This is a genomic window from Nonomuraea sp. K271, assembly GCF_009908215.1.
Lineage (GTDB): Bacteria > Actinomycetota > Actinomycetes > Streptosporangiales > Streptosporangiaceae > Nonomuraea > Nonomuraea longispora.
Genome location: NZ_JAAAHR010000122.1, coordinates 18,358 through 30,211 on the forward strand (window position 1 = coordinate 18,358; position 11,854 = coordinate 30,211).

At 71.2% G+C, this 11,854-nt stretch carries 9 protein-coding genes; 8 read left to right on the forward strand and 1 reads right to left on the reverse strand.

Annotated features, from left to right (window positions below; translation table 11 throughout):
• The first annotated feature begins 76 nt into the window (after positions 1–76).
• From paaN to GUY59_RS32695, 5 genes are read left to right on the forward strand one after another with little or no spacing between them, the layout of a single operon-like run.
• Entirely contained in the window at positions 77–1,723 is a 1,647-nt protein-coding gene (gene paaN, locus GUY59_RS32675; RefSeq protein WP_138204439.1) for a phenylacetic acid degradation protein PaaN, read from the forward strand.
• 19 nt (positions 1,724–1,742) lie between these two features.
• Positions 1,743–2,918, forward strand: coding sequence for a thiolase family protein (locus GUY59_RS32680; protein ID WP_138204437.1), 1,176 nt, complete (start codon positions 1,743–1,745; stop codon positions 2,916–2,918).
• Positions 2,915–3,724: a 3-hydroxyacyl-CoA dehydrogenase family protein gene (locus tag GUY59_RS32685; RefSeq protein WP_289514170.1), complete on the forward strand. Its 810-nt coding sequence runs from the start codon at positions 2,915–2,917 to the stop codon at positions 3,722–3,724. The genes GUY59_RS32680 and GUY59_RS32685 overlap by 4 nt, the downstream gene beginning before the upstream one ends.
• Before the next feature lie 30 nt (positions 3,725–3,754).
• Complete coding sequence (locus GUY59_RS32690) at positions 3,755–5,365, forward strand: FAD-dependent oxidoreductase (RefSeq protein WP_138204435.1); 1,611 nt, start codon at positions 3,755–3,757, stop codon at positions 5,363–5,365.
• Positions 5,366–5,376: 11 nt separating this feature from the next.
• Positions 5,377–6,810 (forward strand): alpha,alpha-trehalose-phosphate synthase (UDP-forming), encoded by a 1,434-nt coding sequence (locus GUY59_RS32695; RefSeq protein ID WP_132335968.1) that lies wholly within the window; start codon positions 5,377–5,379, stop codon positions 6,808–6,810.
• Here GUY59_RS32695 and GUY59_RS32700 read toward each other — a convergent pair.
• Positions 6,743–7,027, reverse strand: a complete 285-nt coding sequence (locus GUY59_RS32700; protein WP_132335970.1) for a DUF4235 domain-containing protein — start codon at positions 7,025–7,027, stop codon at positions 6,743–6,745. The genes GUY59_RS32695 and GUY59_RS32700 overlap by 68 nt on opposite strands.
• Positions 7,028–7,134: 107 nt before the next feature.
• Between GUY59_RS32700 and valS the strand changes: the two genes are divergently transcribed.
• The 3 genes from valS to GUY59_RS32715 form a co-directional block, all read left to right on the forward strand.
• Complete coding sequence (gene valS / locus GUY59_RS32705) at positions 7,135–9,624, forward strand: valine--tRNA ligase (protein ID WP_138204459.1); 2,490 nt, start codon at positions 7,135–7,137, stop codon at positions 9,622–9,624.
• Between the two features lie 152 nt (positions 9,625–9,776).
• A complete protein-coding gene (locus GUY59_RS32710) occupies positions 9,777–10,733 on the forward strand; it encodes an MFS transporter (protein WP_161714813.1) in 957 nt (318 codons plus the stop codon).
• A 100-nt stretch (positions 10,734–10,833) separates the two neighbouring features.
• Positions 10,834–11,854 (forward strand): AI-2E family transporter (locus GUY59_RS32715; protein WP_161714814.1); only part of this gene is annotated, 1,021 nt, incomplete at its 3' end.

The window sequence follows — 11,854 nt, forward strand, 5'->3', positions numbered from 1 at the left end:
AGGTCTCCCTTGTCAACTGACTGAATGTTCGGTAAACACTTCACCGTCCGGACGATCGTTGTCAAGAGGGTGGACCATGTTCGAACAGCACCGCGAGACCCTGGAGAAGGCCCTGTCCGCGATCGCCGGACGCGGCTACTGGAGTGCCTACCCCGAATCGCCCAGCCCGCGCGTCTACGGCGAGGGCGCGGCCGAGCGCGGCAAGGAGGCGTTCGAGTCCTACCTCGGCAAACCCTTCCCGCTCGACCAGCCGGGCACCGGGACGTGGATCGGCGCCGAGCGCTCGCCGTACGGGATCGACCTCGGCGTCACCTACCCGGAGCCGGTCCCCGGCGACCTGGTCGCGGCCGCGCAGGCGGCGCTGCCCGCCTGGCGGGACGCCGGGCCCGACGCACGCGCGCTGGCCTGCGTCGAGATCGTCGACCGCATCAACAAACGCGCTTTCGAGCTGGCCAACGCCGTACAGCACACCAGCGGGCAGGCGTTCGTGATGGCCTTCCAGGCGGGCGGGCCGCACGCGCAGGACCGCGCGCTGGAGGCCGTCGCGTACGCCTACGCCGCCATGACCTCCTCGGCCGCCGCCGCCCGCTGGGAAAAGCCCGCAAAGGGCGAGCCGCTGGTGATGGAGAAACGGTTCACCGTCGTGCCCAGGGGCGTCGCCCTCGTGATCGGCTGCAACACGTTCCCGACCTGGAACGCCTATCCGGGGCTGTTCGCCTCGCTCGCCACCGGGAACCCGGTGATCGTCAAGCCGCACCCGCGCGCCGTGCTGCCGCTCGCGATCACGGTGCAGATCGCCCGCGAGGTGCTGGCCGAGGCCGGGTACGATCCCGCGCTCGTCACGCTGGCCGCCGAGGAGGGCCAGGGCCTGGCCAGAACGCTCGCGACGCACCCCGGCATCCGCGTCGTGGACTTCACCGGGTCGACGGAGTTCGGCGACTGGCTGGAGCAGAACGCCAAGCAGGCGCTCGTGCACACCGAGAAGGCCGGGGTCAACACGGTGGTCATCGACTCCACCGACTCGTGGAAGGGCATGCTGGGCAACCTGGCGTTCTCGTTGTCGCTCTACAGCGGCCAGATGTGCACCGCTCCCCAGAACATCCTCGTCCCCGCGGGAGGCATCGAGACCGACGAGGGGCACAAGAGCTTCGACGAGGTCGCCGCCGGGCTGGCCGCCGCCGTCGGGAGGCTGCTCGGCGACGACGCCCGCGCGGTCGAGCTGACCGGCGCGCTCGTCAGCCCCGACGTGCTGGCCAGGGTGGAGGCGGCGCCGTCGCTGGGCGAGGTGGTGCTGGCGTCGCGGGCGCCCGCGCATCCGGCGTTCCCCGACGCGGTGATCAGGACGCCGGTGATCGTCCGGGTCGATCCGGAGAAGCCGGAGATCTACGGCCGCGAGCACTTCGGGCCCATCTCGTTCGTCATCCCCACGGGCTCGACGCGGGACAGCCTCGACGTGCTGCGCCGCACGATCAATGCCCGCGGCGCGCTCACCGCCTCCGCCTACTCGACCTCCTCCGACGTGCTCGACCAGGCCGAGCGAGCCGCCATCGACGCCGGCGTCAACCTGTCGTGCAACCTGACCGGCGGCGTGTTCGTCAACCAGTCGGCCGCGTTCAGCGACTACCACGGCAGCGGCGCCAACCCCGCCGCCACCGCCTCGCTCACCGACCCCGGCTACGTCGCGGGCCGCTTCCATGTGGTGCAATCCAGGCGACCGGCATGATTCCCCCGCGAGGAGTGACATGACTGAGGTGTACCTGGTGGGCGGCGTACGCACCCCCATGGGCAGGTACGGCGGCGCGCTGGCCGCCACCCGGCCCGACGACCTGGCGGCCCTGGTCGTCGGCGCGGCGGTGCGCCGCAGCGGCGCCGACCCCGAGGCGTTCGACGAGGTGGTGCTGGGCGCCGCCAACCAGGCGGGCGAGGACAACAGGAACGTCGCCCGCATGGCCGCCCTGCTGGCCGGGCTGCCCGCGACGACGCCCGCGTACACCGTCAACCGGCTCTGCGCCAGCGGCCTGACCGCGATCGTCTCGGCCGCGCAGGCGGTGCGCACGGGCGAGTCGGACCTCGTGGTGGCGGGCGGCGTCGAGTCCATGACCCGGGCTCCCTGGGTCATGGCCAAACCCGGCACACCCTGGGCGAAACCGGGCGAGGTGGCCGACACCTCGCTGGGGTGGCGCTTCGCCAACCCGCGCTTCGACGCGCGTACAACGACGTCGATGGGCGAGACGGCCGAGGAGGTGGCCGCGCTCGACGGCATCACCAGGGAGGAGTCCGACGCCTGGGCGCTGCGCAGCCACACCCGCGCGGTGGCGGCGGCCAAGGAGGGGCGCTTCGCCGCCGACCTCCTACCGGTGGGGGAGGTGACCGCGGACGAGGGCCCCCGCCCCGACACCTCGATGGAGCGCCTGGCCGGACTCAGGACGATCTTCCGCGACGGCGGCGTCGTCACGGCGGGCTCGTCGTCCCCGCTTTCCGACGGCGCGGCGGCCGTGGTGGTCGCGAGCGAGGAGGCCGTACGCCGCCACGGCCTGACGCCGCGGGCCAGGATCGTCGCCGGCGCGTCGGCGGGCGTCGAGCCCCACCTGATGGGCCTCGGCCCGGTGCCGTCGACCCGGAAGGCGCTGGCCAGGGCCGGCTGGGAGCCCGCCGACGCCTCCGGGATCGACACCGTCGAGATCAACGAGGCGTTCGCGCCGCAGCTGCTCGCCTGCGTACGCCGCCTCGGCCTGGATCCGGAGACGGTCAACGCCGACGGCGGCGCCATCGCGCTCGGCCACCCGCTGGGCTGCTCGGGCGCCCGCCTGGTCGTCACGCTGCTCGGCCGCATGGAGCGCGAGTCGGGCCGGCGCGGGCTGGCCAGCCTCTGCGTGGGCGTGGGCCAGGGCGTCGCGATGCTCGTGGAGGCCCCGTGAACGTGGCCGTGATCGGCGGCGGGCGCATGGGCGCCGGCATCGCGCAGGTATTCCTGGCCGCGGGCGACCACGTGACCGTACAGGAGCCGCAGGCGGAGGCCGCCCGGCGGCGCATCGCCGACGGCCTGGCCATCGCCGAGTCCAAGGGCCTGGTGGACAGGGAGGCGGCGCTGGCCCGCCTGGCCATGGCCGGGGTGCCCGCGGACGCCGACCTGGTGATCGAGGCGGTGCCCGAGGACGCGGCGCTCAAGGCGGAGGTGCTGGCCGGGGCCGAGGCGCGGGTGGGGGACGACGCCGTGCTGGCCACCAACACCAGCTCGTTGTCCATCGCCGAGCTGGCCGCAGCGCTCGACCGTCCCGGGCGCCTGATCGGCCTGCACTTCTTCAACCCGGTGCCGGTCCAGCGGCTGGTGGAGATCGTGGTCACCGGGGCCACCCCGGCCGCCGTACTCGAACGCGCCAAGGAGCACGTCGAGCGCATCGGCAAGACCGGCGTGGTGGTCGGTGACTCACCGGGGTTCGCCACCAGCCGGCTGGGGGTGCTGCTCGGGCTGGAGGCCGTCCGCATGGTGGAGGAGGGCGTGGCCTCAGCCGAGGACATCGACACGGCCATGACGCTCGGCTACGGCCACCCCATGGGGCCGCTCAGGCTCAGCGACCTGGTCGGCCTCGACGTGCGGCTGGCCATCGCCGACTACCTGCACGCCCGGCTCGGGTCCCGCTTCGAGCCGCCCGCGCTGCTACGGGAGAAGGTCGCCGCCGGTGAACTGGGCCGCAAGACCGGGAAGGGCTTCTACCAGTGGTGACCTGATCACGGGCAGTCAGGAGGGTGGACGATGGCCGAGCCGTTCGCCTCGTCGGCGGATCCCGGTGAGAAGCGGCGGCCCTTGGAGACACCCGGCGGTGGCGCGTCCCCGCAGGTGATCGTCATCGGGGCAGGTCCGGTCGGGCTGAGTGCGGCGCTGTTGCTGGCCCGGTGGGGCATCCGGGTACTAATGCTCGACCAGCGCCCGGAGCGCGGGCGGGGCGGGTCGAAGTCGATCTGCCAGCAGCGCGACGTGCTGGACATCTGGTACGCCGCCGGCGCGGGCCGGATCGCCGAGGAGGGCCTGGCCTGGACCACCGCCCGCACCTACTACCGGGGCCGCGAGCTGTTCTCGTGGTCGTTCGAGGGGGAGGGCCCGCTGCCGGCGTGCGTGAACATCTCCCAGACCCGCACCGAGCAGATCCTCGACGCGGCGGTGGCCGCCCAGCCGCTCATCGAGGTGCGCTGGAACCACGAGGTCACCGGCGTCGCCCAGGACGCCGGCGGCGTCACCGTGCACTGCGGCGCCCGGCTGCTGCGCGCCTCGTACGTGCTGGCCTGCGCGGGCGCGAGGGCCCAGCGGGTGCGCGAGGCGCTCGGCGTCACGTTCGACGGGCAGACGTACGACGACCGGTTCCTGATCTGCGACATCAGGGCCGACCTGCCGGGCCGGGAGAACGAGCGCCACTTCCACTTCGACCCCGTGTGGAACCCGGGCCGCCAGGTGCTGATCCATCCGTGCCCCGGCGGGACGTTCAGGATCGACTGGCAGATCGCGCCCGACTTCATCCCGGCGGACGCCGACAGGGCGCGGGCCATCCGGAAAATCGTCGGGGACCGGCCGTACGAGTTGTTGTCGCACAGCACGTACCGGTTCCACTCGCGGATCGCCTCTCGCATGCGCGTCGGCAGGGTGCTGCTCGTCGGCGACTGTGCCCACCTGGTGGCCCCGTTCGGGGCGCGCGGGCTCAACTCCGGCGTCCCCGACGCCGAGAACGCGGCCTGGAAGCTGGCTTTCGTGCTCAACGGATGGGCAGGGGAGGGGCTGCTGGAGACGTACCACATCGAGCGGCACGCGGCGGCGCTGGAGAACCTGGAGGTCACCGCGGCCACCATGCGGTTCATCGCGCCGAGGACCGTGGAGGAGCGGATGCGCAGGAGGACGGCGCTGGAGGGCGGGCGGATCGCGGAAATCGACTCGGGCAGGTTCGCCGAGCCCTTCTGGTACGTGGATTCGCCGCTCACGACGCCGGATCCGGCACGTCCGTTTTCCGGCAGGCCGCCCAGGGGCTCACCCTGCGTGCCCGCCCCAGGGGTGATCCTTCCGGACGTGGCGTTGCCCGAGGGCAGGCTGCGGGAGTTCTGCCGGGACGGTTTCCTGGTTCTACTGGGTGAAATGTGCGATTCGCGTTTGTTTGTGCAGGTTATGGGCAAGGTCATTAAGGCACCGCTCGCCGTACGTGGGTTCGCGGAGATGGACGGGACAGGCTCGCTCGCCGGGAAGCTCGGCGCCGGGCCCGATGAGGCATGGCTCATCAGGCCCGACTCCCACATCGCCGCGATCATCCCCCATGCGGGGCCGGAGTCGGTGGCGGTCGCTATGAGTCGCGCTCTTGGCGACTTCCCGACATTTGACCCCTAGAGGAGGACTGCGTGACTGGCCGTAGCTCGTTTCTGATCGTCGCGAACCGGTTGCCGGTGGACCGCACGATCGAGCCTGACGGAACGGCCTCGTGGCGCAGGAGTCCTGGCGGGCTCGTCACCGCGATCGCACCGGTGATGAAGCGCCGCCACGGAGCCTGGGCCGGCTGGCACGGGGCGCCCGACGAGAAGCTCGAGCCGTTCGAGCAGGACGGCATGAACCTCGTCCCGATCCCGCTGTCCGCCAGCGAAGTTGAGCTGTACTACGAGGGCTTCTCCAACGCGACCCTGTGGCCGCTGTACCACGACGTCGTCGCCCCGCCGATCTACCACCGGGAGATGTGGGAGACCTACCGCTCGGTCAACGAACGGTTCGCCGCCGCTGCCGCCGACGCCGCCGAACAGGGGGCGGTCGTGTGGGTGCAGGACTATCAGCTGCAACTGGTGCCCGCGATGCTCCGCAGGTTGCGGCCCGACCTGCGGATCGGGTTCTTCCTGCACATCCCGTTCCCGCCGACGGAACTGTTCTGGCGGCTGCCCTGGCGCAAGGAACTGGTCGAAGGGCTGCTCGGGGCCGACCTGGTCGGCTTCCAGCTCCCCGGCGGCGCCTCCAACTTCCGCCGGTTGTGCAGGCGGCTGCTCGGGCTGCCGTACAAGGGGAACGAGATCTTCCTCGACGACCGCATCGTCACCACACAGGCGTTCCCGATCTCCGTGGACTTCGCCCACCTCGACTCGCTCGTACGCGAGCCGCACATCGCGGCCAGGGCCAAGGAGATCAGGGTCGAGCTGGGCGACCCCGAACACGTGCTGCTCGGCGTCGACCGCCTCGACTACACCAAGGGCATCGGCCAGCGGCTGGAGGCGTTCGGCGAGCTGCTCAACGACGGGCGGCTGCAGCCGAACGAGGCGGTGTTCGTGCAGATCGCCACGCCGAGCAGGGAACGGGTGGAGGAGTATCGGCGCCTGCGCGACGACATCGAGCTCCAGGTGGGCCGGATCAACGGCGAGCACGCGCAGCTGGGCTACCAGCCCGTGCAGTATTTCCACCAGTCCTACGACCAGGAGGAGCTGGCCGCGCTCTATCTCGCCGCCGACGTCATGGTCGTCACCCCGTTGCGCGACGGGATGAACCTGGTGGCCAAGGAGTACGTCTCCTGCCACCACGACCTCAACGGCGCGCTGGTGCTCAGCGAGTTCACCGGGGCGGCGGACGAGCTGCGCCAGGCGTACCTCGTCAACCCGTACGACGTGGAGGACGTCAAGCGCCAGATGATGACGGCCATGCGGGCCACGCCGCACGAGCTGGCCCGCCGGATGCGCACCATGCGCCGCCGGGTGGCCACCTATGACGTGGACCGCTGGGCGAGTGAGTTCCTCAATGCCCTGGAGTCACCTGCTTCACAGCCTTCCACGCGTCGTAACGCTTCTTGGCGGTCCGGTTGACCACGATCTGGGCCACGGACATGCCGACGCCCATGAGGACGGCGTAACCGATGGCCTCACCCAGGCTGACCTCGGGTGAGTCTGTGTCGATGGGGGGCTCCTTGCCGGTCGCCTTGACCCAGACGAACCCGAGGATCTTCCTGGCCGCCCAGGCCGTCACGAGCCCCACCAAGCCGCCGATGACCCGCCAGGCCACGTCTGGCTTGTCCTCCGCCATGCCGATCTCCCTTCCCGTTGGTAACGAACACTAGTCTGTACCGCTTCCCGTGCGCCGAAGCCGTAGCATAAGGAGGCATGACTCAACAGCGACCAGGCCATGTCTCCATGCCGGAAAAGCCGACCCTTGATGGTTTGGAGCAGGTATGGGTAGCTCGTTGGGACGCTGAGGGCACCTACCGTTTCGACAGGTCCGCTCCGCGCGAGCAGGTCTACTCCATCGACACGCCACCGCCCACCGTGTCGGGCTCGCTGCACGTCGGGCACGTCTTCTCCTACACCCAGACCGACATCATGGCCCGCTACCAGCGGATGATCGGCAAGTCGGTGTTCTACCCCATCGGCTGGGACGACAACGGCCTGCCCACCGAGCGCCGGGTGCAGAACGTCTACGGCGTGCGCTGCGATCCGTCGCTGCCCTACGACCCTGACTTCGTCCCGCCGGACAAGCCGGGCAAGCGTGACGTGCCCATCTCGCGGCGCAACTTCGTGGAGCTCTGCCACGAACTGACCGCCGTCGACGAGCAGGTGTTCGAGGAGATGTGGCGGCGGGTCGGCCTGTCGGTCGACTGGTCGCTGCTCTACACCACCATCAGCGACGAGTCCCGGGCGGTCTCCCAGCGGGCGTTCCTGCGCAACCTCAGGCGCGGCGAGGCCTACCTCGCCGAGGCGCCCACGCTGTGGGACGTCACCTTCCGCACCGCCGTCGCCCAGGCCGAGCTCGAGGACCGCGAGTGGCCCGGCGCCTTCCACAAGATCTCCTTCTACGGCGAGCAGGGGCCGGTCTGGATCGAGACCACCAGGCCCGAGCTGATCCCGGCCTGCGTGGCTCTGGTCGCCCACCCCGACGACGAGCGCTACCAGCCGCTGTTCGGCACGTCGGTGCTGACGCCGCTGTTCGGCGTCGAGGTGCCGGTGCTGGCCCACCGCCTGGCCGAGCCGGACAAGGGCACCGGCATCGCGATGATCTGCACGTTCGGTGACGTCACCGACGTGACCTGGTGGCGTGAGCTGCAGTTGCCGACCCGGCCGGTCATCGGCTGGGACGGCCGGCTGCTGCCCGAGCCGCCCGAGGGCGTCGACGCCGCGCCGTACAAAGAGCTGGCGGGCAAGACCGTCCACGGCGCGCGCGAGCGGATCGTGGAGCTGCTGCGCGAGGCCGGTGACCTGGAGGGCGACCCCAAGCCGGTGCGGCGGACGGTGAAGTTCTACGAGCGCGGGGACAAACCGCTGGAGATCGTCACCACCCGGCAGTGGTACATCCGCAACGGCGGACGCGACGAGAAACTGCGCGAGCGGCTGCTGGAGCGGGGCCGCGAGCTCGTGTGGCACCCGCCGCACATGCGCGTCCGCTACGACAACTGGGTGCAGGGGCTCACCAGCGACTGGCTGATCTCCCGCCAGCGCTTCTTCGGCGTGCCCTTCCCCGTCTGGTATCCGGTCGACGAGTCCGGCCGGCCCGTTCACGACGCGCCGATCCTGCCGGCCGAGGACACCCTGCCGATCGACCCGTCCACCGACGTGCCGCCCGGATACACCGAGGACCAGCGCGGCGTGCCCGGCGGGTTCGTGGCCGACCCCGACGTCATGGACACCTGGGCCACCTCGTCGCTGACGCCGCAGATCGCCGGCCGCTGGGAGAGCGACGACGACCTGTTCAAGCGGGTCTTCCCGGCCGACCTGCGGCCGCAGGCGCACGAGATCATCCGCACCTGGCTGTTCTCGACCGTGGTCAGGTCGCACTACGAGTTCGGCGGGCTGCCGTGGAGCGACGCGGCCATCTCGGGGTGGATCCTCGACCCCGACCGCAAGAAGATGTCCAAGTCCAAGGGCAACGTCGTCACCCCGCTCGACCTGCTGGACAAGCACGGCTCCGACGCCGTTCGCTACTGGGCGGCCAACGGGCGCTACGGCGTCGACACCGCCTTCGACGCCGGGCAGCTCAAGATCGGCCGGCGGCTGGCGATCAAAATCCTCAACGCCTCGAAGTTCGTGCTCGGGCTGGCCGGCAGCGAGGGCGACGTCACCGAGCCGCTCGACCTGTCGATGCTGACCGCCCTGTCCGACACCGTACACGAGGCGGGGGAGGGGCTCGCCGCCTACGACCACACCAGGGCGCTGGAGGCCGTCGAACGCTTCTTCTGGGCGTTCTGTGACGACTACCTGGAACTGGTCAAGGCCCGCGCCTACGAGTCCGGCCCCGCCGCGGCGTCCGCGCACGCGGCGTTGCGGCAGGCGCTCGACGTGCTGCTGCGGCTGTTCGCGCCGTTCCTTCCCTTCGTGACCGAGGAGGTGTGGTCGTGGTGGCGCGAGGGCTCGGTCCACCGCGCGCCGTGGCCCCAGGCCGAGCCCAGGGGCGGGCGCGGCGACGGCGACCCGGCGGTGCTGGCCGTCGCCTCGGACGTGCTCGGGCGCGTGCGCAAGGCCAAGTCGGAGGCCAAGTTGTCGATGCGGGCCGAGGTCAGCAGGCTCACCGTCTCGGGCCCTGAGATCGCGCTCGTGCGCCTGGCCCAGGACGACCTGTGCGCGGCGGGCAACGTCGAGGAGTTCGTCCTGGAGCACGGAGACGCGCTGCACGCCGAGGTCCAGCTGGGCTGACGCCCGTGTCGCCGGGGGCCCTTCCGCGGGCGCCCGGCGTCAGCGGCCCCTGCTGACGTCCTTGTGCAGGGCGAAGAAGAGCGAATAGGCCTCCCCCTCGGGAGGTGGCGTCCGCCCGCGGAAGTCCTCGAACACCTCCGACAGCCGTGCCGGTGGCCTGGTGGCTCGGCGCGCTCTCGATCCACCAGCTGTACGCCGTGGCGCTCGCGCTCGGGGTGTGCACCGTGTTCTTCGACGCCGCGTACCAGAGCTATCTCCCGCACCTCGTGGGGCGCGAGCGGCTCGTCGAGGGAAACTCGGCGCTGGAGGGCGTGCGCACGGTGGCCCAGCTCGGCGGGCCCGGCGTGGGCGGCTACCTCGTCCAGTTCCTCACCGCGCCGTTCGCGCTGGCCGTGACGGTGGCCGGGTTCGCCTGGTCGGCCCTCTGCCTCGCGACGATCCGCCGGCCCGAGCCCCGCCAGGAGCGCCCGCGCGCCCACCTGACCAGGGAGATCGGGGAGGGCGTCCGGTTCGTGCTCGGGCACCCGCTGCTGCGCCGCATCGCGGGGTGCGCCGCCACCGCCAACCTGTTCGTCGCGATGAGCCAGCCGGCGATCCTGCTGCTGCTGGCCAGGGAACTCGGCCTGGAGGCGGGCACGATCGGCCTGCTCATGGCCGCGGGCGGGCTCGGCGGTGTGTCCGGCGCGCTGGTCAACGCCCGGCTGGCCCGCAGGTTCGGGCAGGGACCGACGATGTGGCTGGCCATCGCGCTGACCGCGCCGCTGATGTTCCTGCTGCAGTGGGTGGCGGCCGACTGGCGGCTCGCGTTGTTCGTGGTGTTCGAGTTCTTCTTCGGAGCAGGAGCGGTCGTCTTCAACGTCACCCAGCTCAGCTTCCGCCAAGCCATCACGCCGGAGCCGCTGCTCGGCCGGATGAACGCCACCATCCGCTTCCTCGTGTGGGGCATGATGCCGCTGGGCGGGCTGCTCGGCGGGGTGCGGAGCGAGGCGATCGGGGTCAGGCACACGCTGCTGGCCGCCGCCGCCGGCGGCTGCCTGCCGTTCCTGTGGCTGGTCACCTCGCCCCTGCGCGGCATGCGCGAGCCGCCCATGACCGCTGGCCGGGGCTAGCCGGGCACGCCGGGCACGACGGCGTCAGGCCGGCCCGCGGGAGATCACACCAGTGCGACAACCGCGCGCATCCGCCGCCGGGACATGCCAGTCTTGAACCGTGCTTCCCGACCGCCCAACCAATCTCGTGCCGCCCGTCCTGGCCAAGATGGCCGCATGGTGCGGGTGCCTGATCCTCGTCGGCGTGGTCGTCTACTACTTCGTCCAGGTCATCGCCGGCCTCACGTTCGTGGCGCTGCCCGTGGCGATCGCGCTCTTGCTGACCGCGCTGCTGTTCCCGCTGACCAACGCCCTGCGCCGCGCCGGCATGCGGCCCATCTACGCCACCTGGATCACCATGCTGGTGGCGCTGGCCGTGCTGGCCGGCACCGGCTGGCTCGTCGGGGCGCGGGCCAGCGAGGAGTTCCCCAACCTCGTCCGGCAGGTCCAGGAGACCGCCAGGTCCGTGCAGGAATGGCTGATCAGCGGCCCGCTGCAGCTGGAAGAGGCGCAGATCATCGGCTACGTCGACGAGGTCGTCGACATGGTCAACGCGCAACGCACGGCCATCACGGGCACCGTCCTGTCGGCCGGCGCGGTCGCCTTCGAGGTGCTCGCGTCCATCGTGCTGCTGCTCTTCGTGACGTTCTTCCTGCTCAAGGACGGCGACCGCATCTGGGCGTGGTTCCTCAAGGCGTTCGGCAGCGTATCTCCGCGCGTCGACCGTGCGGGGCGGGCCGCGTGGACCACGCTGTCCCACTACGTCCAGGGCACCGTGGCCGTGGCCGCCGTGCACGGCCTGATCATGGGAATCGTGCTGGCCGGCATGGGGGTGCCGCTGTGGGCGCCGCTGGCCGTGCTGATCTTCTTCGCCAGCTTCATCCCCATCGTCGGGATCTTCTTCGCGGGCACCGTCGCCACGCTCGTCACGTTGGGCGCCAAGGGCCTCATCTTCGCGCTGATCTTCCTCGGCATCCTCGTCATCGAGCAGCAGCTGGAGAACCACGTGCTCCAGCCCCTGATCGTCGGGCGTGCCCTCAACTTCCACCCGCTGGCGATCATCCTGGTGCTGGCGGTCGGCGGCATCCTCGCGGGCATCGCGGGGGCCGCCGTGGCGGTGCCCGTGGCGGCGGTGATCTACC

Bases quoted from the DNA above. Each gene is read 5' to 3' on its own strand.
- valS (WP_138204459.1), top strand. From the start codon at position 7,135: ATGCCGGAAAAGCCGACCCTTGATGGTTTGGAGCAGGTATGGGTAGCT.
- GUY59_RS32680 (WP_138204437.1), top strand. From the start codon at position 1,743: ATGACTGAGGTGTACCTGGTGGGCGGCGTACGCACCCCCATGGGCAGG.
- paaN (WP_138204439.1), top strand. From the start codon at position 77: ATGTTCGAACAGCACCGCGAGACCCTGGAGAAGGCCCTGTCCGCGATC.
- GUY59_RS32700 (WP_132335970.1), bottom strand. From the start codon at position 7,027: ATGGCGGAGGACAAGCCAGACGTGGCCTGGCGGGTCATCGGCGGCTTG.
- GUY59_RS32690 (WP_138204435.1), top strand. From the start codon at position 3,755: ATGGCCGAGCCGTTCGCCTCGTCGGCGGATCCCGGTGAGAAGCGGCGG.